The sequence below is a fragment of the Hyphomicrobium sulfonivorans genome, assembly GCF_013306565.1.
Taxonomy (GTDB): Bacteria; Pseudomonadota; Alphaproteobacteria; order Rhizobiales; family Hyphomicrobiaceae; genus Hyphomicrobium_A; species Hyphomicrobium_A sulfonivorans.
Window position 1 is genome coordinate 325,038 of record NZ_PZPO01000004.1, and the last position, 24,895, is coordinate 349,932.

19 protein-coding genes are annotated in these 24,895 nt (G+C 62.5%); 13 read left to right on the forward strand and 6 right to left on the reverse strand.

Going from position 1 to position 24,895, the window contains the following annotated elements:
* The first annotated feature begins 294 nt into the window (after positions 1 to 294).
* The 9 genes from C6Y62_RS09830 to rsmA all read left to right on the forward strand — a co-directional run bounded on the left by C6Y62_RS09830 (position 295) and on the right by rsmA (position 10,434).
* Positions 295 to 537, forward strand: coding sequence for an acyl carrier protein (locus C6Y62_RS09830; RefSeq protein ID WP_068462321.1), 243 nt, complete (start codon positions 295 to 297; stop codon positions 535 to 537).
* 156 nt (positions 538 to 693) lie between these two features.
* A complete protein-coding gene (gene fabF / locus C6Y62_RS09835; RefSeq protein ID WP_173953771.1) occupies positions 694 to 1,956 on the forward strand; it encodes a beta-ketoacyl-ACP synthase II in 1,263 nt (420 codons plus the stop codon).
* Positions 1,957 to 2,355: 399 nt separating this feature from the next.
* On the forward strand, positions 2,356 to 3,561 hold the full coding sequence (gene mltG / locus C6Y62_RS09840) for an endolytic transglycosylase MltG (protein ID WP_246274555.1): 1,206 nt from the start codon (positions 2,356 to 2,358) through the stop codon (positions 3,559 to 3,561).
* A 357-nt stretch (positions 3,562 to 3,918) separates the two neighbouring features.
* Complete coding sequence (locus C6Y62_RS09845) at positions 3,919 to 4,806, forward strand: YicC/YloC family endoribonuclease (protein ID WP_068462589.1); 888 nt, start codon at positions 3,919 to 3,921, stop codon at positions 4,804 to 4,806.
* A 51-nt stretch (positions 4,807 to 4,857) separates the two neighbouring features.
* A complete protein-coding gene (gene gmk / locus C6Y62_RS09850; RefSeq protein WP_068462316.1) occupies positions 4,858 to 5,499 on the forward strand; it encodes a guanylate kinase in 642 nt (213 codons plus the stop codon).
* A gap of 221 nt (positions 5,500 to 5,720) precedes the next feature.
* A complete protein-coding gene (locus C6Y62_RS09855) occupies positions 5,721 to 6,935 on the forward strand; it encodes an alpha/beta fold hydrolase (RefSeq protein ID WP_173953773.1) in 1,215 nt (404 codons plus the stop codon).
* A 316-nt stretch (positions 6,936 to 7,251) separates the two neighbouring features.
* A complete protein-coding gene (locus C6Y62_RS09860) occupies positions 7,252 to 8,388 on the forward strand; it encodes a SurA N-terminal domain-containing protein (protein WP_173953774.1) in 1,137 nt (378 codons plus the stop codon).
* Entirely contained in the window at positions 8,388 to 9,464 is a 1,077-nt protein-coding gene (gene pdxA, locus C6Y62_RS09865) for a 4-hydroxythreonine-4-phosphate dehydrogenase PdxA (RefSeq protein WP_173953775.1), read from the forward strand. Before C6Y62_RS09860 ends, pdxA begins: the two co-directional genes overlap by 1 nt.
* A 58-nt stretch (positions 9,465 to 9,522) precedes the next feature.
* Positions 9,523 to 10,434, forward strand: coding sequence for a 16S rRNA (adenine(1518)-N(6)/adenine(1519)-N(6))-dimethyltransferase RsmA (gene rsmA / locus C6Y62_RS09870; protein WP_068462308.1), 912 nt, complete (start codon positions 9,523 to 9,525; stop codon positions 10,432 to 10,434).
* A gap of 19 nt (positions 10,435 to 10,453) precedes the next feature.
* Here the strand turns inward: rsmA and C6Y62_RS09875 are convergent, their stop codons facing one another.
* From C6Y62_RS09875 to lptF, 4 genes are all read right to left on the reverse strand, one after another.
* Positions 10,454 to 10,978, reverse strand: coding sequence for a YqhA family protein (locus C6Y62_RS09875; protein WP_173953776.1), 525 nt, complete (start codon positions 10,976 to 10,978; stop codon positions 10,454 to 10,456).
* Between the two features lie 803 nt (positions 10,979 to 11,781).
* Entirely contained in the window at positions 11,782 to 14,217 is a 2,436-nt protein-coding gene (locus C6Y62_RS09880; protein WP_173953777.1) for an LPS-assembly protein LptD, read from the reverse strand.
* A gap of 3 nt (positions 14,218 to 14,220) precedes the next feature.
* Positions 14,221 to 15,324 (reverse strand): LPS export ABC transporter permease LptG, encoded by a 1,104-nt coding sequence (gene lptG / locus C6Y62_RS09885; RefSeq protein WP_068459278.1) that lies wholly within the window; start codon positions 15,322 to 15,324, stop codon positions 14,221 to 14,223.
* The gene (lptF, locus tag C6Y62_RS09890; RefSeq protein WP_173953778.1) at positions 15,321 to 16,532 is read right to left on the reverse strand and encodes an LPS export ABC transporter permease LptF; all 1,212 of its coding nucleotides are present in this window, start codon (positions 16,530 to 16,532) and stop codon (positions 15,321 to 15,323) included. The genes lptG and lptF overlap by 4 nt, the downstream gene beginning before the upstream one ends.
* A 414-nt stretch (positions 16,533 to 16,946) precedes the next feature.
* Between lptF and C6Y62_RS09895 the strand changes: the two genes are divergently transcribed.
* On the forward strand, positions 16,947 to 18,500 hold the full coding sequence (locus C6Y62_RS09895) for a leucyl aminopeptidase (RefSeq protein ID WP_173953779.1): 1,554 nt from the start codon (positions 16,947 to 16,949) through the stop codon (positions 18,498 to 18,500).
* Between the two features lie 136 nt (positions 18,501 to 18,636).
* Here the strand turns inward: C6Y62_RS09895 and C6Y62_RS09900 are convergent, their stop codons facing one another.
* The gene (locus tag C6Y62_RS09900) at positions 18,637 to 19,233 is read right to left on the reverse strand and encodes a 2-hydroxychromene-2-carboxylate isomerase (RefSeq protein ID WP_173953780.1); all 597 of its coding nucleotides are present in this window, start codon (positions 19,231 to 19,233) and stop codon (positions 18,637 to 18,639) included.
* A gap of 440 nt (positions 19,234 to 19,673) precedes the next feature.
* On the opposite strand from C6Y62_RS09900, the gene C6Y62_RS09905 reads away from it, so the two are divergent.
* Together C6Y62_RS09905 and C6Y62_RS09910 are read left to right on the forward strand one after the other, a co-directional pair.
* Positions 19,674 to 21,341, forward strand: a complete 1,668-nt coding sequence (locus C6Y62_RS09905) for a DEAD/DEAH box helicase (RefSeq protein ID WP_173953781.1) — start codon at positions 19,674 to 19,676, stop codon at positions 21,339 to 21,341.
* Positions 21,342 to 21,521: 180 nt separating this feature from the next.
* A complete protein-coding gene (locus C6Y62_RS09910; protein ID WP_246274557.1) occupies positions 21,522 to 22,955 on the forward strand; it encodes an APC family permease in 1,434 nt (477 codons plus the stop codon).
* A 110-nt stretch (positions 22,956 to 23,065) separates the two neighbouring features.
* Here the strand turns inward: C6Y62_RS09910 and mazG are convergent, their stop codons facing one another.
* Entirely contained in the window at positions 23,066 to 23,917 is an 852-nt protein-coding gene (gene mazG / locus C6Y62_RS09915; protein WP_173953782.1) for a nucleoside triphosphate pyrophosphohydrolase, read from the reverse strand.
* A gap of 207 nt (positions 23,918 to 24,124) precedes the next feature.
* On the opposite strand from mazG, the gene C6Y62_RS09920 reads away from it, so the two are divergent.
* Positions 24,125 to 24,880 carry a hypothetical protein gene (locus tag C6Y62_RS09920; protein WP_173953783.1) on the forward strand — a complete coding sequence of 252 codons (756 nt, stop codon included), beginning with the start codon at positions 24,125 to 24,127 and terminating at the stop codon, positions 24,878 to 24,880.
* The last annotated feature ends 15 nt before the right edge of the window (positions 24,881 to 24,895 follow it).

Here is a 24,895-nt window from a genome sequence, read left to right on the forward strand (position 1 = left end):
ATTTTGGTCGCAACGTCAAGCGTCGAACCGCCCCTCGCACCGCTGGCCAAGGCCAGGGAAGTGTGTTAACGAGCCCAACGGTTTTTCGGCCTCTTCACTGCCTATACGGGTAAACGAGGGGGCCGAAGTTCGACCGGCGCACGCAGTGCGATCATGTGGGATAGCCGCGTCGTTTCGATACCCGCCGGCAGCTGGCGCCTCTATAGAGACTATGGGGCCCGAAGCCGGAATACGGGCAAAGTCTAGAAAACTGAATTTAAGAACTGCCAAGAGCAACCGACGCGAGGGAAGACGATGAGCGATGTCGCGGAGCGCGTGAAGAAGATTGTCGTGGAGCACCTGGGTGTGGAGGCCGAGAAGGTCACCGAGAACGCCAGCTTCATCGATGATCTCGGCGCCGACAGTCTAGATACGGTTGAGCTTGTGATGGCTTTCGAGGAGGAGTTCGGCTGCGAAATCCCCGACGATGCCGCCGAGCACATCCTGACCGTGGGAGACGCGGTCAAGTTTCTTGAGAAGAACGCCTCAGCCGCGTGATATTGCTGGCTCCCGTGCTGTCTTCACGGACGGCACGGGACCAGCACACTCGGTGTTTGCGCGAGCGTACCAAGCACCTCGAGGCTTGGCTTCGGGGATGTGACCGGACCCTTGAGTTGAGGCGCCGGCCATTTACTTCCGCTTCGAAGGATCAGGATGCGTCGCGTCGTTATTACAGGACTAGGAATTGTTTCTCCCGTTGGATGCGGGGTTGAAGCATCGTGGCAAGCTCTTCTTGCTGGCGCCAGCGGCGCCCGTCGTATCGAGGAATTCGAGACTGATGATCTGGCGTGCCAGATCGCATGCTTCATTCCCCGCGGCGCAAAAGAAGACGGCAAATTCAATCCAGATGACTGGATGGAGCCGAAGGAGCAGCGCAAGGTCGATGATTTCATCGTCTATGCGATGGCTGCTGCCGAACAGGCTATCCAGGATTCAGGCTATGTGGCTGACACCGAGGACAAGCAGGAGCGCGCAGGCGTTCTGATCGGGTCGGGCATCGGCGGCCTTTCAGGCATTGCCGATACGTCGATCCTGCTGAAGGAAAAGGGGCCGCGCCGCATTTCGCCCTTCTTCATTCCCGGGCGCCTTATCAATCTTGCTTCCGGCTATGTTTCCATTCGCCATAAGCTGAAGGGCCCGAACCACGCTGTGGTGACCGCCTGCTCGACCGGTTCGCACGCCATTGGCGATGCAAGCCGCATCGTGGCGATGGGCGATGCCGACATCATGGTGGCGGGCGGCACAGAATCGCCAATCTGCCGTATCGCGATGGCGGGCTTCGCTGCGTGCCGCGCGCTTTCAACCGGGTTCAATGACAACCCGACGGCGGCATCGCGCCCCTACGACAAGGACCGCGATGGCTTCGTGATGGGTGAGGGCGCTGGCATTGTGGTGCTTGAGGAACTTGAGCACGCCAAGGCTCGCGGCGCGAAGATCTACGCCGAAGTCATCGGCTATGGCATGTCGGGCGACGCCTATCACATCACTGCTCCGGCTGAGAGCGGCGATGGTGCCTATCGTTGCATGCGGGCGGCGCTGAAGCGTGCGAACATCGATGTCAGCGACATCGATTATGTCAACGCGCACGGCACGTCGACTCCGATGGGTGACGAGATCGAGCTGGGCGCTGTTGAGCGTCTGTTCGGCAATGCAGCGGGTAAGCTGGCGATGTCGTCGACCAAGTCGGCGACCGGCCATCTGCTGGGTGCGGCGGGCGCCATCGAAGCGATTTTCTCGACGCTGGCCATCCGCGACAACATCATCCCGCCGACGCTTAATCTCGACAATCCATCGGTCGAGACGGCGATTGATCTGGTGCCGCATAAGGCCAAAGATCGTCAGGTCAACACCGTGCTTTCCAACTCGTTCGGGTTCGGCGGCACGAATGCATCTCTGATTTTGCGGCGCGTCGAGTAGGCAACGCAAACCGAATAGAGTGGGGCCAAGCTGGCCCCACTGCCGGTTTTCGCCTTGCGGGCGTCATGCGTACACCGCAAATCCCAAGCGTAATAGTTCACGCCTGAGGTAGGATGGCCACGGACCGGTGGCCGCCGATCAGGGAGGGCGTTTTCCCCTCGCGCTTTTGCCATATTCCCCTTTAGGGTCATGGCGAACTGAACTACTGCGGCATCCGCTGATGCGCGGGCCGTTGGGAGCGAACCGGTGAGCACCTATCCGCCAAACAGACCGGACCCGACCTTCCGCCGGGGTGCGATCCGTCCACGGTCGCCGTCCGAGATTCTGGAACCGTCGCGTCCGCCTGGGCCACCCCGGGGCGCAACAGCTCCGCACGCGCCCAAGCGCGGCTCCACCACCATGCGCATCCTGAGCGGCCTTTTCACGCTGATGCTGGTGGCGATGGTGGCCGCCGGTGGGCTGCTCGCTCTGCTCTACCATCAGTTTGAATCACCAGGCCCGTTGAAGGAAGCGCGTGTCATCACCGTGCCGCGTGGCGAGGGCCGTATCGATATCGCCAACCGGCTTGAGCGTGAGGGCGCCATCGCTCACCGTTGGTCGTTCATGATCAACTATCTGCTGCGCAATGCGGTATCGCCCAAGCCGATGGAGCTGAAGGCCGGCGATTACGAGATCCAGCCCGGCGCCAGCATGGCGCAAATTCTGGAAACTCTGGCTCTCGGCCGGGGTGTGCTGTCGAAGGTCACGATCCCGGAAGGTTTGACCAGCCTGCAGATTGTGCAGCGCCTGCGCGATGAGCCGGATCTGGTGGGCGACATCGAAGAAATCCCGCCCGAAGGTTCGCTGATGCCGGACACCTACCGCTATTCGCGCGGCATGGACCGGCGTGAATTGCTCGACCGCATGCAGAAGGAAATGCAGCGGTTCCTGGCGACCCAATGGGAAAAGCGGCAGCCGAATCTTCCGGTCACCACGCCGGAGGAGGCGCTGGTGTTTGCATCGATCGTCGAGAAGGAAACCGGGCGCGCAGACGAGCGTGGCCGTGTGGCGGCGGTATTCACAAACCGCATGCGCAAGAATATGCGGCTGCAATCGGACCCGACGGTGATTTACGGCGTCGTGGGCGGACAGGGCAGCCTGGGCCGTTCGATCACGCGGGCGGATCTCGACCAGAAGAACGACTACAACACGTATCAGATCAGCGGCCTGCCTCCGACGCCGATATGCAACCCCGGGCGCGATTCCATTGAGGCAACGCTCAACCCGCCTGCGACCACCGACCTTTACTTCGTGGCCGATGGCACTGGCGGCCATACCTTCTCCGAGACGCTGAAAGACCATAACGCGGCGGTGAAGGTCTGGCGCAAGGTTGAGCGCGATCGCAAGCAGGATGCGGCTGCGGCTACAGACGACGATGCTGATGAGCCGGAAGCGCCGGCTGCCAACAATGCCATCCCGGTGCCTTCCACCAACAGCACTGACAGCCTGCGGCTGCTCAACGCGCCGGAAGCGCCGAAGACGGAAGGGGCGGCCGCCACGGCGCCTGCTGCCGCGAGCACGACGGCGGCGTCGGTACCTTTGCCGATCAGAAAACCTACGCAGTAGGCTTGCCGGCACGATCAGCGCCTTCAAATGATGGTTGCCGCCTGCGTGGATGCGGGCGAGGCCAGGTCTCGGAATTAAGCTGGCCGCTGGGTCAGCTGGTCAAAGAGCCCGAGCGCGGCGAACCCGTCTAATCTGCGAGCGATGCCGTTCGCCCTTGTCCGGCGGGACAGCGGCGGCATAAGCCAAGGCTAATGCACCCCATTTGCCTCCCGACGCGTCATGTCGGATAAGCGGTTCTGGTTTTTCTCGAAGCGCATTAGAGTTTAGCGGCTTTCCATTCCGGAACCCGCCGGTCCGGGCCGACAGCCTTTCTGCATGGGCCGCATACCCGCGCCCGCACACACGAACGGAGCCGCAATGGCAATCAAGAGCATGACCGGCTTTGCGCGTGCCGAGGGCAACGTCGCAGGCTTCGCATGGCATTGGGAATTGCGGACCGTGAACGGCCGTGGCCTGGATGTGCGGCTGCGGTTGCCTTCCGGTCTGGAACAGTTGGAGCCGAAAGCCCGCGAGGCGATCGGGCGTCACCTCAGCCGCGGCAGCGTTACGGTCAATCTGGCCACGACAAGCACCGGCGAAACGCACGAACTGCACCTTAATGAACGGGCGCTGGCGCAGGTGATGAAGGCCGCCGAGCGCATCCGCGAGCTGACGGACGCTGCCCCACCGCGCGTCGATGCGCTGATAGGTATTCGCGGCGTGCTTGATGTGGTCGAGCCAGAGGAAAACGAGGCTGAAACCGCGGCCCGCGGCGAGGCCATGCTGGCGACACTCGATCAGGCGCTTGGCGCGCTCGTCGGTGCGCGTGCCGCGGAAGGCGGGCGGCTGGCAAACGCGCTCAGCGGCCAGATCGATGAAATCGAACGTCTGGTTGCCATTGTGCGTGCTTCACCGGCCCGTACACCGGAGGCCATTGCAGCGCGGCTCAAGGAGCAGATCGCCCGCATCATGGAAGCTGGCACCGGGTTTGATCCACAGCGGCTGCATCAGGAAGCTGTTTTGCTGGCGGCGAAGGCCGATGTCGAGGAAGAGCTGGAACGCCTGACCTCGCATATCAGCGCGGCGCGCGAACTGCTGGCGGAGAATGCTCCGGTTGGCCGCAAGCTCGATTTCCTGACGCAGGAATTCAACCGCGAAGCCAACACGCTGTGCTCCAAGGCCAATGATGTTGAAATCACAAGGGCCGGGTTGGCGCTGAAGTCGGTTATCGACCAACTGCGCGAACAGGTGCAAAACATCGAATAACACTCGGGCGGCGGGCTGCAGCCCGTTGCTCTGTGCACTGAAAGCTTGGATATGTCGGACACCTCAACCATCGATCGCCGCGGGCTTCTGCTCGTGCTCTCCTCGCCCTCGGGCGCAGGCAAGACGACGCTGGCGCGCCACCTGATGGCTACGGACACCGCCATCTCGATGTCGGTTTCGGTGACGACGCGGCGACCGCGTCCCGGCGAAGTCGACGGCAAGGATTACATCTTCCTGGACGAAGACCGCTTCAAGGCGATGGCGGACGGCAACGAACTGCTGGAATGGGCGAACGTGTTCGGCAATTTCTACGGCACGCCCCATGCGCCGGTTGAAGCGGCGATCAGCGGCGGCCGTGACGTACTGTTCGACATCGACTGGCAGGGTGCGCAGCAGCTGTCCGAAAAGATGAAGCACGACGTGGTGCGCGTGTTCATTCTGCCGCCATCGGCGAAGTCGCTGGAGCAGCGCTTGCGTGCGCGGGCGCAGGACCCGGAAGAGGTCGTGCGTAAGCGGATGGATGCGGCCGCGGCCGAGATCAGCCACTGGCCTGAATATGACTATGTAATCGTCAACTCCGATTTGCAGAAGTCGATGGAAGGGCTCAGCGCCATCCTGACCGCCGAGCGGCTGCGGCGCGAGCGGCTGAATGGTTTGACAGCGTTCGTGCGGGATTTGCAGCGCGAGCTGTAAATCTTGCGCGCCGGGCATTAAGCAAGCGCTGGGGCGTCACGCCGCAACCGGGGGCAGAATAGGGGTGACGCCGTGTTGTCGCCACCGTTTGCAGTGCGCATCACCGGCATGAAAAGCATTCAGCATGCCTGTGCCAGTGTCGACGGGCTGACAGGACAGATCGTCGGTGCGAGCGTTGCCAGCGTACTAGCCAGCCGGACCATCAGCCTGCGGATAGCCACATGATGCCCATGCTGTCATCGCTTCGCACTTTGATCCGCAAGGGCGCTGCGGCCGCCATGCTGACATTGCTGGCGCTGCAGGTGTTGCCGCAGCAGTCGGCGCTGGCCGCAGGGCCTCACCTGCGCAAGATTTCCGATGCAGAGTTGAAACGCGCCAAGCCGGGCGATGTGTTTCACATCTATCCGCAGATCGGCGGTGCCCCCGAAAATGCCAAGGCATTTCGCATCATCTATCGCTCGACCGGAGCTGCGGGCGAGCCGATCGCGGTTTCAGGTACGGTGATTTATCCCAACGCATCGGCACCGGCCGGGGGGCGGGATGTTATCGCCTGGGCGCATTACACAACCGGCGTTTCATCCCGCTGCGCGCCGACGCTGCTGCCGAACCTTTCGGGCACCATCCCGGGTCTGGAATCGATGCTGGACCGCGGCTATGTGGTCGTTGCGACCGACTATGAGGGGCTGGGCGTTGCCGGAGTGCATGCCTATCTGGTCGGCAACAGCGAAGCGCAGGCGGTGCTGGATTCGGTGCGTGCCGCCCGTCACCTTGCTGGCGCCCGCGCAACCCGCCGCTTTGCCGTCTGGGGCCATTCGCAAGGTGGCCACGCGGCGCTGTTCAGCGGCGAGCTGGCGCCCAGCTACGCGCCGGAGCTGCAACTCGTTGGCATCGCCGCTGCCGCGCCCGCAACCTATCTCGTCGATCTGTTTCGCTCCCAGAAAGACACCATCACCGGTGACAGCCTGATCGCCATGGCGTTGCTGTCGTGGTCGCGCACCTACAACATACCGCTGGACCAGCTGCTGATGCGGGGTGTGCGCGAGCGCTTCGAGCAGGTGGCTGAGAACTGTATCCAGTCGATTTCGCAGATGCTGCAGACGTTGAAGCTGGCCCAGCCGCTGAAGCAGAAGTTTCTCAAGGTCGATCCGGTGGAGGTGCCGGAATGGCGCGCGCTGATGGAGAGCAATTCGCCGGGCCACGGGGCCATCAAGGTGCCGGTGTTCATCTCGCAGGGCACGGGCGACCGAACCGTGAACTGGGGTCTGACCACGCGCTACGCCAAAGCGCTGTGCGCCCGGGGCACGCCGGTGACGAGCAAGATATTGAAGGGCGTGAGCCACAGCTTCATCGCCGAAAAAACCGCCTATGCGGCCGTGCAATGGATGGATCGCCGCTTTGCCGGCAAGCCGGTGGAAAATGACTGCCCGCGCCATTGATTAACGGCGGCGGATCGAGGGCGGTATTGGTCAGGCGCCAAGTAATCGCTCGTTGGCAAAATGCGGATCGCGGGTGGGGCGCGGGCCCGCCACGGCAACGCCAATGTTTGTATCAATATAATGGGTGTGTTACCGCCTTAAGCCTCGAATTTATGCTCAGAACGATGCTGGGGCTTTGAAGCTCCGCCGGGATGGCTGCGATCACGGGGCGGCCAAAATCCAATGCGGCTTTCGCATCCGGCGGACATCACCTGACCCTGCAAACTGGAACACGAGACGTATGCCCAAGATCCACAGCCTCCAGCAGCAACATTCCATGGATGGGCAAGCCGCGCGCAAATCGACCGCGCGTGTCACGCTTTCCTGGCTGGCTCTGGCGCTGACGGCGTCAGCCATGCTGATCGCTCCCGTTGCGATGGCGAAGGGCGATGATCGCCCGGTGCAGTCGATCGTTGCGCTCGTCAACGATGAACCGATCACCGGCTATGAGGTTGAGCAGCGCGTGGCACTGGCCATGCTGGGCGCGCCTGAGGTCCAGAAGAAGCTGCAGGCGAAGCTCAAGTCATCGTCGATGAACGAGCAGTTCAAGGCCTTCGCCATCAAACGGCTACAGGCCAATCCGCCCAAGAGCGAGGAAGAACAGCAGGCCCGTGTGCGCCAGCTCCAGGGTGAGTTCGTTGAAAGCCTCAAGCGCCAGGTCGAGCGTGAGTACCGGCCGTCGGCCCGACAGGCCGCCATCGACGAACTCATCGAGGAGCGCCTGAAGCTGCAGGAAGCCAAGAAGCTGGCAATCGTCACAACGGATGACGATGTCAATCGCATCCTTGCCGGCATGGCCGAGCGCAACAAGATGACCATCGACCAGTTCGGCGATCACGTAGCCAAGATGGGCTCCAACATTTCGGTGATGCGTGAGCGTATTCGCGCTTCGCTGTCATGGTCGGATGTGATCCGTCGCAAGTTCGGCCATCAGATCACCGTCACCAGTCGCGAAGTCGACCGGATGGTGGCGACGGCCGAAGGCCAGGACGATGTTGAGCTGCGCATCCACCGCATTCTGCTGACCGTGCCGGCCAACGACCAGAAACGGCTTGCTCAGCGGCTGGGCGAAGCGGAGAGTCTTCGCGCGCGCTTCACCGATTGCAAGAGCATGGAAACCATGGCCCGCGGCATCCCCGGCACACGCTTCGACAGTTTGGGCGATCGCCGCCCGAGCAGTCTGCCGGAGCCGACACGCAGCCTGCTGCTGAATGCCCATGAGGGTGAGCTGCTGCCCGCGACCATCGGCGAGGGCGGTGTTGAGCTTTGGGCCGTGTGCGGGCGCAAGGTTATCAAAGCGTCCGAGACCAAGCGCGAGACGGCGCAGAACGAGCTGCGCCAGAAGGAATTTGAAATTCTCTCGCGCAAGCATCTCAAGGATCTGCGCACCGACGCTCACATCGAGTTCCGCTGATGGCAACGGCGACTGGCAGTATCGGACACGAGCAGACGCGACCCGAGGGCAAATCCAGACGGCCGCTTGCTGTGTCGATGGGCGATCCCGCGGGCATCGGACCTGAGATCACACTGCGCGCCTGGGCCGATCGCAGCGAATGCGGGCTGGCGCCGTTTGCAGTGTTTGGCGATGCCGAAACGTTCACCGAGCGCGCGCGTCATCTGGGGCTGAACGTGCCGGTGCAGGCGATTGCCTCCCTGCAGGACGCGGCAAGTGTATTTGCCAAGGCGCTGCCGGTGGTGCATCGACCGCTGCCGGTACGCGCCCAGCCTGGCGTCCCCGATGGCGCCAACGCTGCCGCAATCATCGGCGCCATCAGCGCTGCGACCGATGCTGTGCTGCGGGGCGAAGCGACCGCCGTCGTTACTAACCCGATCGCCAAGCACGTGGTGAAAAGCGCGGACTTTCCGTTTCCGGGCCACACGGAGTTTCTGGCCGCGCTGGCCGAACGCTACAAGGGCCGGCATTTCCGGCCGGTGATGATGCTGGCATCGAAGCAGCTTCGCGTGGTGCCGCTCACCGTTCATTGCGCATTGTCCGAAGTGCCGAAGATGATCACCCGGCCGCTGATTTTTGAAACCGTGCGCATCACCTACAACGCATTGAAGCGCGATTTCGGCATCGCCACGCCGCGCATCGCTATCGCGGGGCTGAACCCCCATGCGGGCGAGGAGGGCACGATGGGGCGCGAGGAGATCGACATCATCGGTCCCGCTATCGCCGATCTGCGCGCCGAAGGGCTGCTGGTGACAGGTCCGCATTCGGCCGACACGCTTTTCCATGCCGCCGCCCGGCGCAGCTATGATGCGGTGATCGCGATGTATCACGATCAGGCGCTGATCCCGCTCAAGACCATCGGCTTCGATGAGGGCGTCAACGTCACCTTGGGATTGCCGTTTGTGCGTACGTCGCCCGATCACGGCACGGCGTTCGACATCGCAGCGGCGGGACGCGCCTCGGCGACGAGCCTGATCGAAGCGATGCGCATGGCCTCGACCATCGCGGCGGAGCGGGCGGCCACCGCACCGCAATGAGCAATCATCTCCGCTCCATCCGCATAACCTTCTCGACAAACGCCGGGCGACAACGCGCATGACAACCGATCCGCGCAACACAGATACGCCGGGCAACGGTGCACAGACGGCGTCCGACGGACTGCCGCCGCTGCGCGACATCATCAAGACGTTCGAGCTGCGGGCGAAGAAAAGCCTGGGCCAGAACTTCATCCTCGATCTCAACCTCACGCGACGCATCGCCCGCGCGGCCGGGCCGCTGGAAGGCCGGACGGTTGTCGAGGTGGGGCCGGGACCGGGCGGGCTGACGCGTGCGCTGTTCATGGAAGGCGCCGAACGCGTCATCGCAGTCGAGCGCGATGAGCGCACGCGCGGTGCGCTGGACATGATCGCGGCACGCTATCCCGAGCGCCTCAAGATACATTTCGGCGATGCGCTGGAAGCGGACTGGCCATCGCTGCTGGGCACGCAAACGGGCCGGGCCATCATCGTCGCCAATCTGCCCTATGGCGTTGCGACGCTACTGCTGACCGGCTGGCTTTCCGCCGAGCCATGGCCGCCGTGGTACAGCCGCATGGTGCTGATGTTCCAGAAAGAGGTGGCAGAGCGCATCGTTGCGCAGCCAGGCTGCAAGGCTTATGGCCGCGTTTCAGTGTTGGCGCAGTGGCGCGCATCGGCGCGCATCGTGCTCAACCTGCCACCGGAAGCCTTCACGCCGCCGCCCAAGGTGGCCTCGGCGGTCGTCGATCTCATTCCGCACACCGACCCTTCGCCGCCATGCAATCCGAAGGTTCTGGCGCAGGTGACGGCGGCCGCGTTCGGCCAGCGCCGCAAGATGCTGCGCGCCAGCCTGAAGCAACTTCAGGCCGAACCGGAAGCATTGCTGGAAGCGGCCGGTATTGCCGGCAACCTGCGGGCTGAAGACCTTTCGGTGAAGGACTTTGCGCGGCTGGCGATGGTGTATGAGCGCGCTTTTCTGCGGCGCGCCTGATGTGCGGCGCGCCGGTGATTTAAGTGCCGTCTCGCTTGCCGGCTGCGGCATCTCCGGTTGTTCGATCGTCGGCCGTTGATGCCCCGTGGCCGGTAAACAGCCGTAGCGAAGCCGCCAGCAGCAGAATCGATATTGGCTTGACCAGCGTCTCCCAGCCCATGCTGCCCTTCTCGGCCCAGTCAGTCGCGAAATCGACCACCAGATAGACGATGATGACGCTGATGAGTGTCATCTTCAGTTCGTCCATACCGGTAGGGCGCATCCAGGCCGGCAGCTTCAGCCGATCGGCACCGGAGTAGAACACGAATCCGAAGGCAATGGCGTACGAGAAGATGACCAGCACGATGCCGAACAGGTAGGTGTCGGTCGCTCCCATCACCATCGCGGTGACGATCTTCGGTTCTTCGCCCTTCAGCAGATCTATCGCAGCGCCGAGCATCTGCAGGCTGGCCTGCAGAAACATGATGATGGCGCCGACCGCTGTGCCGATGGCTGCGACCAGCAACACGAAGCGCAACGAAACCAGGTAGCGTAGTAACGGCATCTTTCGAAAACCTGCTGGCATGACATTGGCGACATCGAAACCCGTCTGCGTTCCGATCGGGACCACCCGGTCTGGAGCGCTTCCGGACGTGGCCGCCGGTTTCCCGACGAGAGCGCCGACAAACGGAACATCGAAAGCCCGGCCGTGATGCAACGGAACGCGGAAAGGCTTAGTATTTGATTGGTCGCATTTTCTTGCGACGAACCGGTGCCCACTTCGTCGGAAGATTCTCTAGCACAGCGTCTGTTACGATTGCCTGAGCAGGGAAGGGTTGGACTGATGGCGCCAGCCCAGTGCGGCCATCCCGCCTACCAGATGCGCCTTCCGCGCCCGGAGCTGCTGCATAGCGGTGGCAGGATTGGCCACTAAATCGGCGTGAGCATCGTAGTCGGCCGCAACCGACTCTTGCAGCCGCCAAGCGGCGCTGGGCGCGCAGCGCTCGGCGGGGCAGGGAATGCTTCAGCGCGGCAGGGGTTATAGTTCCTGCGGGACGCCGGATCGCACGGCCGATCGGATAGCCATCGCACTAGAGATCTGTGGTAAAGCCAGTTACCCGTATTGCAGCAGCAGCCCGGAGTAGCCGCGCAAAGGCAAACGGCTACATGACAGGAGATCTGGAGAAGTTTGCACTCGGCGTCTCTGCGCCGACTACTCCGCAAATCCCGATCGCTTCGGGCTAACCGCTGAAAGCGGGTTTAGCGCCAATTTCAGACCGTTGGCGATCCGTAGCAGCTGCGGCGGGCGGGGCGGGTTCCTCAACCACACCGACATACACCGCCGATGCAACTCGCTCTCGGCCGGCGTTACTGCTGCTTGCCGTAATTGCCGCTGAGTGCATCGGTTGAATATCCGAACTCGCCCAGATGCTTGAGCTCAAACCGCAGCATGAGCGTCTGGCCGTCGACCAGATTGGGGTTGTGATAGTAGTTGTCGGTGTAAGTAGCGGTCAGCACGAAGCATTCGTCCGCGTACTGCACCTGGAACATATCTGAGGCAAGCTGGTCGGCGTCGATGTCATAGCGCATCGCGGCAGCAACGCTCCACCGATCGGTGAGGCGCAGGTTGAGGCTGGCGTAGACGTCTTCCTGCGATGCGACGATGCCGTTGGTCGGATCGGTGTTCAGGTAGGAATAGATGGCGTTGGCGACGAGCGGACCGAGCGAAACCTGCGCACCGGCGTTCTGGCTTGCCAGCGCGAAACCATCCTGATCGAACCGCGACTGCGAGATAAGCTGCAGGAACGACCACGGCGCAACGTAGGCACCGAGAACATAATCGGACCGCGCCGTTTCCAGGCCGCTGTACGGCGTGAAGGTCGGATCGCCCGAAGCGTCAACGCCCGGCTTAGCGTAGGGATTGAAGCCGGCAAGCTGATAGCTCTGACCTGCGAGGATACGTGCATAGCCGCCCTCGTTGGCCTGGAAGGTATACTGGACGCCAACGTTGGCGCGCGTGCCGGTCTCGATGCGGTCGTAGCCGGAGAACTTCGACAGCTCGAACAGATTGGTGTCGTCGAAGACGAGGCTCATGGCGTCTTCGTTCGGCAGGTTGTCCTGCTCGATGTACGCCTGACGGGCGATGATCTGACCGATCGGCTCGATGACGTGCGAACCACGACCTGAATTCGCAACCCACGGGTAGGCGACGGTAACGCCGCCGGCGGCAAGGCCACGGGCCACCGATGTGTCATTCACGCCGTTGGGTGCCTGCGGATCGACGTAATTGCTGAGCTGATAGAGATCGCCGCGCAGGTGCGCGAACGGCGTGTAGGTGATGCCGATTGCGTCCGTCATCCGGCGCCGCCAGTTCACCTCGGTGACCACGCGGTTCATCTGCTCGTTGCCGTAGATGTTGGGGAATACGGCATTGGTCTGGTCGCTGGAGAACGCCAGCGCGTTGGTGTTCCACGTCAGCTCGCCACCGAGAACCGGGTCGGCGAACACGTAGTTATAGTCGAGGATCGGGTAGGCGAACGACTGCGCACCGGTTTGCGGCGTCGACGAATACTGCAGGCTGTTGAACTGATAGGCAGCGATGCTGAAGTAGTTGCGGTCGCCAATGCCTTGCAGGAAGACACTGTTGACGCGATCCGTCAGCAGCATGTTGTCAAGCTTGTAGAAGCGGCGGAATTCGTCGTCGCTTTCGACGGTGACATCCCAGCCGAATTTCCACCAGCTCGACAGCGAGAACAGACCACGCGTTTCGAGGCTGCCGCGCCAGCCGTTGTACTGCTCGCGATCGACGATGGCGGACGGCAGATCGGCCCAGTCCTGATCGATGCCGGCGCCACGGATGAAGTACTTGCCGTTTTCAGTGCGGTGGCGCCATTCACCCTGCCAGAGCACGCCCTGACGGCTGGAATACATCGGGTAGAAGGTGAAGTCGTAATTCGGCGCCAGCGCGAAATAGTAAGGGATCGTCGTCGTGTAGCCGAGCGTAGTCGAGCTACCCGGCTGCGGCATCAGGAAGCCGGACTTGCGCTTCACCGACGGATCAGCGTGCTCGAAGTAGGGCATGTAGAGGATCGGCACGCCGAACAGCTCGAAGCGCGCATCCTGATAGCTGATGGTGGCTGCGGCCTGATCGTGGGTGACGGTAGCGGCGCTCAGACACCACAGCGGCGGCATCCCGCCTTCTGATTTACAGGGCGTGAAGCGGCCATTGGTGAATACGGTGGTGTTGCCGCCCTTGCGGGTGGCGCGCTCGGCGGCGATGCGGGTGTCGTCGGCAGCCACGATGGAGAGCTGCGAAACGAATCCGTCGCGGAAATCATCGGTCAGGGTCAGACGGTCGGAGCGCACGACGTTGCCGTTGGGCTCCTTCAGGATCACGTTGCCCATGGCGGTCAGCGTGTTGGCCGACTGATCGTAGATCACCTGGTCAGCGGTGAGGACGTAGTTGTTGTAATAGATTTCGACGTTGCCGCGCGCGATCACGCGGTTGCCGCCGTTGTCATAGATCAGTTCGTCGCCCTGTAGATAGAGCGGCTGCGACTTGTCGAGATTGCGCGACGGCCCGACCAGGCTCTGTTTCGGGAACGAGCTCTGTTTCTGGACATCGGGCGCCAACGTAGACGGATCTTGGGCGTAGGCTCGGGAAAGTAACGCGTCAGGGGCAACGAACAGCGGAGCAAGCAACACAGCGAGCACAGCCAGACGCACCCCGCCGGCAACCTTACGTTGCCCGCAGGTGACGCGTGACGATCCGCAACCCTCATGCGGTGCCCGCGTATCACGCATCACTCAGCCATCCTCCTGGTGCAGCAGTACTGAAGCCGAGACAATCATCACTAGGACCACGGGCAACCAGATGGCGGCCCAAGGGGGCGCCAAGCCAGCAACACCGATTTGTCGGGAGACTTCCATCAGAAGAAAGAAGCCGAACCCCCCCACCAGTCCTGTGATGACCATAGTCTGGATGCCACCACCGCGGAATGACCGCAACGACACAGTGGCCGCTAAAAGGACCATTGCCGCGCATAAGAATGGCCTTGACAGGAGCGCCTCGTACTGGACCTCAAGCCGGCTTGCAGAAAGCTTCGCTTTTTCAGCCACTTCGATCAGCGCCGGCAATTCCCAGAACGACACCGACAACAGCGTGCCCAGCGCGTCACTCACACGCTCCGGTGTAAGGTATGTGGACACAAGGTAGATATCGAATTTTTCCGGCTCGCGTCCAAGGCGAACCACCCACGCTTCCTTCACCTCCCAGTAGCCCTCGTGCAGGTCGGCGCTCTTGCCGTCGACTCGTTCGACGAAGCGTCCATCGCCGTCGAACACGAACACCGACACCCCGAGCAGGGACAGGCCGCGGTTCTTGGCAATGGCGGCGCTCATCACCGATTGCCCATCGGCGCCGTTCTGGCGCAGCCACGAGGAGCCCGACCGGGAGCGGAGAAGATTCGTTTCGCGTCCGAAGACTTCGGCGAACAGATCCTCCGACAGATCACGGCCAGCCGCGGCGAGGGGATTGAACACCGTGACAGTGAGCGCGCCGACGATGAAGGCGACGAGAATGCCCGGCCGCAGAAACTGCCAGACGGACATGCCGCCGGCCCGCATGACGGTCAGTTCGCTCGAACGGCTGAGGTTGAGCAGCGCCATAATGGCGCCGACCAGGACCGCGAACGGAATGAGGATCTCGACGTAGGCGGGCAGGCGCAGCAGCGCGATGCCCACCAGCATATAGAGAGGGACGTCGCCGCCCTTGCCAGACTGGCGTAAAAGCTCAACGAAATCGATGAGATAGATCAGGATCGAGCACAGCAGCATCGTCGCCAGAATGCCCATCAGGAACTTGCCGGCGATATAGCGTCCAAGGGTGCGGGTTCGGAATACGCCGATCATGCGCCACCATCAGGCAGCGGCCGCGCACGCCCGGCAAGCCGCCGGATGTTTCCGGTCAGCCAGGCAAAGCCATCGGCTAGCGGGTCCAGCAGGATGCCGGGGAAGCGGGAGGCGGACAGCCGGCGGCGATTGCGCTCCATGATAAAGAGGGAGCCGGCAATGCCGATGGCAGGCAGGCTATACATCAGCGGGATCGCCGCCGCCGTAATCACCACCACGTTGTTGACCGCGAGCCCGCCTAACCGCAGCGCCGCCGCAACCACAAAGGCGATGGCAACCTGCTGGGTACGGTTCTGGCGTGTCGAGTGTGCCTGGCCGACTGCGGCGAGAGCGATGAACACAAACGCGATCGGGTAGAACGGATTTGAAAACCGCTCATGCAACTCGGCACGGAACTGGCCGGGAGATTTCAAATAGGCGGCGCTGTCCGGTTTGGGGTTCAGCAGCTCTATCAGATAGCGTTCGCGCGGCTTCAGATCGCCGTCGTCATTGAATTTCTTTTCGAACTGATCGAGATCGACGGCGTATTTGTCGAACACGATCACCTGCGCGGGTTCATCCTTGTCGGTCCGACGGATGATGTGCCCCTTGTTCATGAACAGGTAGTTCGATGGCTTGCGCTCAACAATGACGCCCTGCTCGGCCAGATACGACTGATGCAGCGCGGGATCGCGCGTGTCGTGCACGATCAGGCCCTGCAGTTCGCCATCGGGCGTGCGCTCGCGGATATGAAAGGTGAGCCCCTGTTCCGGGCTGGTGAAGGCGCCGGGCTGGATCACCTGCGTAAGGATGTTGGCCCGCACTTCGACAACGTAATCGCGCAGCAGCCGCAGGCTCCACGGCATGCCAAAGTGATTGACGACCGAAACGCCGATGCCGACCAGCAGCGCCAGCAGCAGCAGCGGCCGCCCCGCGCGCCAGATCGTGGCCCCCGATGCCGTCAGCACGATCAGCTCCGAATCGCCATTGAGACGATTGAGCGTGTGAATCGAGGCAATGAGCAGTGAGAACGGCGCGATGACGGCCATCAGGTTGGGCAGCGCCAGCGTGGTCATCTTGACGAGCGTAAGCACGTCCTGACCCTGGCTGGTCACGACACTGAGCTGCCGCAGCGCCAGTGCAACCCATACAATGCTGGACAGCGACAGCAGAATGATGAGCAGCGCGGAACCGGCCTGCCGAAAGACGTACCTTTCGAAAATCGTCATCGTGACCGAGTGTTGGCTGATGGCAGCGCTGCAATTCGAGCGAAAGCGGCACCGTTGCCAGCTCGCCCATCCCATCGGCTTCGTTTCACCCCAGCATGGCGGAAATTCGGCCCTGACCAAAGGGCTAGGCCATTGCGCCGGACAACGCGAGAGCAGGATAGACGCAATCCCCGCATTTCTCGGAACAAATAACGAACGGACCTGATTCACACGCGACCTTGATGTCAGGATAGGGGCCCGCTCGCTTGCAAGCGCGGGCGTGGCGCGCTAGCTCGGAATGATCACGACGTATCGGACTTCCCGCCCATCGCTCCCCCTTGGCCCTGATCCGCGATTTTTCGCGGCCGTTTTGGACCTCGATGTGCTCCGCGACGGCGGGTGGTCACGCCTGAACCCACAGGGAGCCCCACCTCTATGTCCACGCGCCCCGAAATCGTTTTCGAATCCCTTTCAGCAGACCTTGAACCAACAGTTGTTGTTCTCGCCGGTGACGGCGCATCCCTTTCAGCCCGGGGCAAGGAACTGGACCAGCGCGCCGGCGGCGCGTTCCTCAAAGCTGCCGACGCAGCTCAGTTCAAAGGACGCCGCAAGTCGACCGTTGAGGTGCTGGCCCCGGCAAAGCTGGGCAGCGTGAAGCGGGTTCTGTTGCTGGGCACCGGCAAGGCCGGCGACATGAAGGAAAATGACTGGATCCTGCTGGGTGGTTCGGCTGCCGGAGCCATCGGTGCCCGCAAGACCGCAAGCGCAAGCATCATTGCTGAAACGCCCGAGGGTGCAGGCATCAAGAGCGATGCCCTGGCCGCGCTGCTGGCCTTCGGCGCCAGCCTGCGCAACTACGAGTTCAGCAAGTACATCACCAAGAAGTCTTCCGATGACGAAGCAGCGAACGGCAACGGCAATGGCGCTGAATCGGACGGCCTGCAGAAGCTGGTGGTCCATTGCGCCAACCCCGACAAGGCGCGCGCTGCCTACGCGCACTATGCGGCGCTGGCCAACGGCATCGTGACTGCGCGCGATCTTGTCAACGAACCCGCCAACGCGCTGGGTCCGGTTGAATTCGCCGATCGCGTCAAGGCGCTTGAAGCTTCCGGCCTTGAAGTTGAGATTCTCGATAACGATCAGATTACCGAGCTGAAGATGGGCGCGCTGCTTGCGGTGGCGCAGGGCAGTGTGCGTCCGGCACGCGTCGCCATCATGCAATGGAACGGCGCCAAGTCGAAGCGCACCAAGCCGGTTTGCTTCGTCGGCAAGGGCGTTGTGTTCGACACCGGTGGCATTTCCATCAAGCCGGCCGGCGGCATGGAAGACATGAAGGGCGACATGGGCGGCGCTGCTGCCGTTGTCGGCACCATGCAGGCGCTGGCCGAACGCAAGGCCAACGTGAACGCCATCGGCATCATCGGCCTGGTCGAAAACATGCCATCGGGCACGGCGACGCGCCCCGGTGACATCGTGCGCGCGCATTCGGGCCACACGGTTGAAGTGCTCAACACCGACGCCGAGGGCCGTCTCGTGCTGGCCGATCTCATCTCGTATGTGCAGGAGCGCTACAAGCCGCGCCTGATGATCGACCTCGCAACGCTGACCGGCGCCATCATGGTTGCGCTGGGCAAGGAATACGCGGGCCTCTTCGCTTCCGACGACAAGCTGGCCGCCGACCTGCTCGAAGCTTCAGCCGAAACGGGCGAGAAGCTGTGGCGCATGCCGCTCGATAAAGCGTACGACAAGATGCTTGAATCGAAGAATTGCGACATCAAGAACATCGGCGGCCGTTATGCCGGTTCGTGCACCGCCGCCGCGTTCATCAAGTACTTCGTCGACAAGGACATCCCCTGGGCCCACATCGATCTCGCGGGCACCGCCATGGATGCGCCGAAGAACGAAATCAGCCCGAGCTGGGGCGCTGGCTGGGGCGTGCGTCTGCTCGACCGGTTCGTCGCTGACAACTACGAAAAGAACGAGAAGTAATCACGGGGCCGTCTGGCCCGCGTGAGCATTGTGCGCGCTGTGCAGTGACCTTGAGGGTGCTGCACGGCGCGTTTTTGTTTCAGGGCCGTGCTTATATCAGCGCGTCTGTGTGGGCTTGCTTGTTCGCTGTGCGCCGTTACAACTTCTGCGCCCACGCGAGTGCCTGCTCAAGACGGTCGTCGCCCCAGAACAGCTCGCCATCCTCGGTGGTAAAACTTGGCGCGCCAAAGATGCCACGCGCCTGTGCTTCTTCCGTCGTCAATCGAAGCTGATCCTTCGCAGCATGCAGACCGGCGGCGGCGAAGGCTGCTTCGCGGTCGACGCCAACATTCGCCAGCAACGACGCCAATACATCGGCATCCGATATATCCTTGCCATCGGCGAACTGCGCCTGAAACACGGCTTTGGTGAATGGTGCGCACCAGCCATCAGCGCGCCCTGCCGTCGCGATGCGGGCAGCATGCAGACCATTGGCGGGGAAGGGATCGGGCATCTGAAACCGCAAGCCCCGCGTCGTGGCGATGCGCTCGACATCGCGCACCATGTAACGCCCCTTGGCCGGGAACAGGTTGAACGGCGATGACGTCCACCCTTGTGCTTTGAAAACCGGCCCGAGCAGGAACGGCTTCCATTCAACCTCGACGTCTGCGCGCTGAGCCGCCTCATCGATACGCATCGCCGTGAGATACGAATAGGTGGATGCAAACTCGTACCAGAATGCGATCTTGCCCATTGGTCTCCCGATCCAGCAGCGCGAAGGCGATCGGTCTCGCCAGCGCGATCTGTAATGGTTTGCGCCTGATTAACCGCAGCTCACACCCGGAATGCAGGCCGACATCAGCATGGGCCATGCAGCAGCTTTAGGCCCCGCGTCACGTCATCGCCATCGCCAACCGTTTCTTGCAATTGCCCGGTCTGCGTGCCATATGGCAGCCATCGTAGGGGATGCTCCCCTGCGGCCATCGGTGCTCCAGCCGCGTGAACGGACGATTCTTCAAGGCCCTCGGCGCAACTGCCGTCGGCGGTACTTTCGTCTTCCTGTAGAGCGCCTCTGACTTCTCCTGAAATTCGATAGCCCAGGCCACGCGGGGCTTTCTTGGTACCGCTGCATTTGCGCGGCCGAAGCCCGTGCGCGTTCATTCGCGCACCGGGGAACCCGCGCGTTGGCCTCCTATGAAAGATAATATTTTGACTACGCAAAACACTGAAACAACGACGCCTGCTTTCTCGGAGCTTGGCCTCAATCCCGTGCTGCTGAAGGCACTGGATGCTGAAGGCTATGTGCGTCCCACACCAATTCAATCGCAGGCGATTCCCGGCGTGATGGCCGGGCGCGACCTGATGGGCATTGCCCAGACCGGCACCGGCAAGACGGCGGCATTCGCGCTGCCCATCCTGCACCGTTTGCTGGAACAGCCCCGCGCGCCTCAGCGTGGCGGTGCCCGTGCGCTCATCCTGTCGCCGACGCGCGAACTGGCTACGCAGATCGCCGACAGCTTCCGCGCCTACGGCAAGCATACCGGTCTCACCGTTACGGTGATGTTCGGCGGCATGCCGATCCGTCCGCAGGTCTCGGCGATGTCCAAGGGTGTCGACATTCTCGTCGCCACGCCTGGCCGTCTGCTGGACCATGTCGATCAGCGCACCGTCAACCTTTCCGGCACCGAGATTCTCGTGCTGGACGAGGCCGACCAGATGCTCGACATGGGCTTCATCGCGCCGATCCGTAAGATCCTGTCGAAGCTTTCGCAGCGCCGCCAGAGCCTGTTCTTCTCGGCCACCATGCCGCGTGAGATCAACGCGCTGGCCAGCGAGATGCTGACCGATCCGCTGCGCGTCGCTGTGGCAGCCGTTTCCAAAACGGCCGATCGCGTTGCGCAGAGCGTCATCCACGTTGAACAGCAGAAGAAGCAGTCGCTGCTTGCCGAGCTGTTCCGCGACGAGAACATGAAGCGCACGATCGTGTTCACCCGCACCAAGCGCGGCGCTGACCGGGTGGCGCGCCATCTGGAAACAGCCGGCGTTCAGGTTGCTGCCATTCATGGCAACAAGAGCCAGCGTCAGCGTGAAGTTGCACTGGAGCAGTTCCGCAAGGGCCGCATCCGGGCGCTGATCGCAACCGACATCGCCGCTCGCGGTATCGACATCGACGAAGTTTCTCACGTCGTGAACTATGAGCTGCCGAACATCCCGGAAAGCTACGTGCACCGCATCGGCCGCACGGCGCGCGCCGGAGCGGAAGGCATCGCCATTTCGCTGTGTGCCGGCGACGAGCGCGCATATCTGCGTGACATCGAAAAGCTGACGCGGCAGCAGATTCCGGCGAGCGACCGCACGGGCGATACAACGCTTGAAGCCGTCAGCGTTTCGGCCGCGGCGCGCCGTGGTGGCGATCGCAATCAACCGCGTAACGGTGGCCGCCGTGGCGATGGTGACCGCAACGGTAGCCGCGATGGTTCGGGTGCGCGGAAGCCCCAGCGCCATGGCGCCAGCGGAACAGCAACCGGCAATGGTTCGCCAGCGCGTCCGCAGAAGCCGAGAGGCGAAGCTGTCGCTGCCCGTGGCGAGCGCCAGGGTGACGATCGCCGCCAGGCTTCAAACGGTGGCAATAACGGTGCTGGCGGCGCAGGCCGTCACCAGGAAAATCGCGGCTCCGGCAACGGTCGTCGTGCGGAAGGCTTCGGCAATCCGGATGCAAGACCGGCCCGTAACGATGGCGGTCCGTCGCGCCGTAGCGGAGCGGCACGCCCGTCTGGCAACCGTCAGGGCGGCCGTGGTCAGAACGGCCGCAGCATGGAAGGCCGTGGTTCCGACCGCAGCGGATCAAGCGCACGCCATTGATCGCTTAGATCACTGATCGCAAGATCGGGCGCGTTCGCCATCGGCTAACCGGGTTTCCGACAAGAAGATTGAAGCGCCGCTCTCCATCAGGGGAGCGGCGCTTCTGCGTTTCTGTACACGTGCGGGTTGCCTCACTGCTGCCCAGCGTTCAAACTTCCCCGTGCAGATCGGGGAGGGCGTATGCAACAGAACCAGGCCAACACGGATCAGCCGCAACAGGCTTCATCGGGCAAATCCGAGGAGCCCTCGCTCGTCCGCGTGATGGGGCCATGGCTGCTGTTGCTGTTCATTGTCGGCGATGTGCTGGGCACCGGCATCTATGCGCTCACCGGCAAGGTTGCGAACCATGTTGGCGGAGCAGTGTGGCTGCCGTTCCTGACCGCCTTCGTCGTCGCGCTGCTGACGGCGTTCAGCTATCTCGAACTCGTCACCAAGTATCCGCGCGCTGCGGGCGCTGCGCTCTATGTGCACCGTGCATTCGGCGTGCACTTCCTCACCTTCATCGTCACGTTTGCCGTCATGAGTTCCGGCATCACGTCGGCAGCTACGGCGTCGCGCGCGTTTGCGGCCAACCTTGTCGATTCTGTAGGGCTCAGTTTCGGCGATGGCGCGGGCATCACGCTGATCGGTCTGGCATTCATGGCGTTGATCGCCATCGTGAACTTTCGCGGTGTCGGCGAAAGCGTGAAAATCAATGTGCTGCTGACGTGCATCGAACTCACCGGCCTCCTGATCATCATCACTATCGGGTTTTGGGCGATTGCCGGCGGCACGGGCGACATCTCACGCGCATTCACGTTCAAGACGGACATTGACGGTGGCATCATGTGGGCGGTGATCGGCGGCACGACGCTGGCATTCTTCGCGATGGTCGGCTTCGAAGATTCCGTCAACATGGCCGAGGAAACCAAGGACCCCAGCCGCATCTTTCCGAAAGTGCTGCTGGCCGGTCTGGCAATCACCGGCGTAATTTACGTGCTCGTTTCCATATCTGCCGTCGCCATCGTGCCGCCCAACGAACTGGGTGAGGGCGAGACGCCATTGCTGAAGGTGGTGGAACGCGGCGCGCCCGGCTTCCCGGTCGGCGTGTTCGGCTTCATCACCATGTTTGCCGTCGCCAACAGCGCCCTGATCAACATGCTGATGGCGAGCCGGCTGATCTACGGCATGAGCCGCGAGCATGTGCTGCCGCCGCTGTTGGGCCGCGTCCACGCTGGCCGACGCACGCCCTACATCGCGATCCTTTTTACTACGCTGCTGGCTTTCGGACTGATCACGTTCGTCGGCGAAGTGCCCGCGCTTGGTGGCACTACGGCGCTGCTACTGCTCGCTGTGTTTGCGATAGTCAATGTCGCGGTGCTGGTGTTGCGTTCCGATACCGTCGAGCACAAGCACTTCCGCACGCCCACCTTCGTTGCGGTGTTGGGCGTCCTGAGCTGCGGTTTTCTTGTCGGTCCGTGGACAGGCCGCGATCCGCAGCAATACGTGATCGCGGCTGTGCTGCTGGCGATCGGCGCGGCGCTGTGGGTAGTGACGATGCTCATCAATCGCGCAACGGGTGAGCACGTGCAGGGGCCTGATCTCAGCGGCGAGGAATCCCGCTCGGACGGCTGAACTGCCCCTGCGTGAGTCCCATACAACTCGCGTCGACCGTTGACGCACACAAGCGCTGCCAACGACCCGGTGGCGCGGTGGCACACTGTGCTGGCGGGATCGCAGCTGCCTTAATCGGCCTTGGCTGACGCCGCCTTTTCCGCTGCCTTCGCTGCGTTCCAGAGTTTATCCATCTCAGCGAGCGTCGAGTCCGCAGGCGCGGAGCCGCGCTTTGCCAACTCGTCCTCGATGAAACGGAAGCGGCGCGTGAACTTATCGTTGGCGGCGCGCAATGCCGTTTCGGGATCGATCTTCAGGTGACGCGCAACATTCGCCATCACGAACATCAGGTCGCCGAATTCCTCTTCAACGTGCGGGTCGGCGGTCTTGCAGTCGTCGCGGCGCTGATCGGCTGCGCCATCGGATGACGCCGCAGCCATCGCCGCTTCAAGCTCCGCGATCTCCTCGTGCACCTTGGCGAACACCGGCTCCAGCGACGGCCAGTCGAAGCCGACGCGGGCGGCCTTGTTCTGCAGCTTGATGGCGCGGGTGAGGGCAGGCAGGCCGAGCGGCACGTTGTCGAGCGTGCGCTTTGGCGCTGCGCCTTTCTCCTTCGCCTTCATCTGTTCCCAGAAACCCGACTGCACGCCCGCTGCACGTTCCGCCTCGGTGCCGAACACATGCGGGTGGCGGCGGATCATCTTCTCGGTGCTGGCTTGTACGACATCGCCGAACGCGAAAGCGCCTCGCTCCTCCGCCATGCGGGAATGATAGACAACCTGAAACAGCAGGTCGCCGAGCTCATCCTTGAGGTCGTTGAGGTCAGCGCGCGCGATGGCATCGGCCACCTCGTAGCCTTCCTCGATGGTGTACGGCGCGATGGTCTCGAAGGTCTGCTCCTGGTCCCAGGGGCAGCCGGTGACGGGATCGCGCAAGGCCGCCATGATCTCGATCAGGCGCGTGATATCTTTGGATGGCTTCATGGCGTTTGCAGATCTGATGGTGTTGGCTGGAGTGGGCCATAGAACGACCGCATCGCCGCGCGCATGTCAAATCGCCAAAGTGTGACGCTTCTGCGAGAGGCGGCAGCGCGTGAAAGCGGTTTCCTGTTCGGGTGAAGGCAACTAGCATCCGGATTGAAGCCAGCCGAGCCGCCTGTCGGCCGGGCGAGAACGTCGGACAGTTCGTGAATGGTCATTCTGCGCATTCTCACCAACGCCGTCATCATGGTCGCCGAGGCGGCTGCCGTTGTCGGCATCGCCGCATTCGCCATCCGGTATCCGTTCATTTTCGCGGGCGTCACCGCCGCCATCAGCCTGCTGTTCGGCATGTGGCTGGAAGTTTCGCGGCTGCGCTATGAATACGGCTTCTATTTCGGTTCGACAGTGCCGCGCAGCGCATTCCTTACTGCCGGGGTTGGCTTCATCGAGGCAGCGTTCAAGGCGCTGCTGACGGGCGTCGCCTGCCTGCTGACGTTCTCCGGCACAGACAATGAGCGCCTGTTCTGGGTCGCAGTGGTTTTCGGCGCCTGCATCTATGTCGGCGCCAGCGTGCTGCGGCTCATATCCATCAGGGCCGATGGCAACACGCTGCGGTGGGGCTATTTCCGTCTCGCCACCGTTCTCGGGCTGTTGTTCTCGATGGGGGTTACGGCGGCCAGCGTGCTCGACTTGCTGCCGCACGTTGATGTCTCGAAACTCGGCTGGCAGATCCTGGTGGAGACGCCGGAACGCCCCAGCGTGGCGCAGATCAGCGAGCTGCTATTTCAGATCAAGGCAACGTTCGATCAGTTCGTGCTGCACAGCCTCAGTCAGGTGATGTCGGTGGACTGGGCGCGGGTTGTCGCCATCGTCATCAGCGTCAACATGCTGTCCGGCTTCGTCAGCGCGCTTTATGCGGCGCTCGTCGCCACGGCGGTGCGCAAGGCCGAAGACACCCTCCTTTGATGGGAGCCAGGACGG

Coding starts and splice junctions, on each gene's coding strand:
- C6Y62_RS09830 (WP_068462321.1), top strand. CDS start 295: ATGAGCGATGTCGCGGAGCGCGTGAAGAAGATTGTCGTGGAGCACCTG.
- fabF (WP_173953771.1), top strand. CDS start 694: ATGCGTCGCGTCGTTATTACAGGACTAGGAATTGTTTCTCCCGTTGGA.
- mltG (WP_246274555.1), top strand. CDS start 2,356: ATGCGCATCCTGAGCGGCCTTTTCACGCTGATGCTGGTGGCGATGGTG.
- C6Y62_RS09845 (WP_068462589.1), top strand. CDS start 3,919: ATGGCAATCAAGAGCATGACCGGCTTTGCGCGTGCCGAGGGCAACGTC.
- gmk (WP_068462316.1), top strand. CDS start 4,858: ATGTCGGACACCTCAACCATCGATCGCCGCGGGCTTCTGCTCGTGCTC.
- C6Y62_RS09855 (WP_173953773.1), top strand. CDS start 5,721: ATGATGCCCATGCTGTCATCGCTTCGCACTTTGATCCGCAAGGGCGCT.
- C6Y62_RS09860 (WP_173953774.1), top strand. CDS start 7,252: ATGGATGGGCAAGCCGCGCGCAAATCGACCGCGCGTGTCACGCTTTCC.
- pdxA (WP_173953775.1), top strand. CDS start 8,388: ATGGCAACGGCGACTGGCAGTATCGGACACGAGCAGACGCGACCCGAG.
- rsmA (WP_068462308.1), top strand. CDS start 9,523: ATGACAACCGATCCGCGCAACACAGATACGCCGGGCAACGGTGCACAG.
- C6Y62_RS09875 (WP_173953776.1), bottom strand. CDS start 10,978: ATGCCGTTACTACGCTACCTGGTTTCGTTGCGCTTCGTGTTGCTGGTC.
- C6Y62_RS09880 (WP_173953777.1), bottom strand. CDS start 14,217: ATGCGTGATACGCGGGCACCGCATGAGGGTTGCGGATCGTCACGCGTC.
- lptG (WP_068459278.1), bottom strand. CDS start 15,324: ATGATCGGCGTATTCCGAACCCGCACCCTTGGACGCTATATCGCCGGC.
- lptF (WP_173953778.1), bottom strand. CDS start 16,532: ATGACGATTTTCGAAAGGTACGTCTTTCGGCAGGCCGGTTCCGCGCTG.
- C6Y62_RS09895 (WP_173953779.1), top strand. CDS start 16,947: ATGTCCACGCGCCCCGAAATCGTTTTCGAATCCCTTTCAGCAGACCTT.
- C6Y62_RS09900 (WP_173953780.1), bottom strand. CDS start 19,233: ATGGGCAAGATCGCATTCTGGTACGAGTTTGCATCCACCTATTCGTAT.
- C6Y62_RS09905 (WP_173953781.1), top strand. CDS start 19,674: ATGAAAGATAATATTTTGACTACGCAAAACACTGAAACAACGACGCCT.
- C6Y62_RS09910 (WP_246274557.1), top strand. CDS start 21,522: ATGCAACAGAACCAGGCCAACACGGATCAGCCGCAACAGGCTTCATCG.
- mazG (WP_173953782.1), bottom strand. CDS start 23,917: ATGAAGCCATCCAAAGATATCACGCGCCTGATCGAGATCATGGCGGCC.
- C6Y62_RS09920 (WP_173953783.1), top strand. CDS start 24,125: ATGGTCATTCTGCGCATTCTCACCAACGCCGTCATCATGGTCGCCGAG.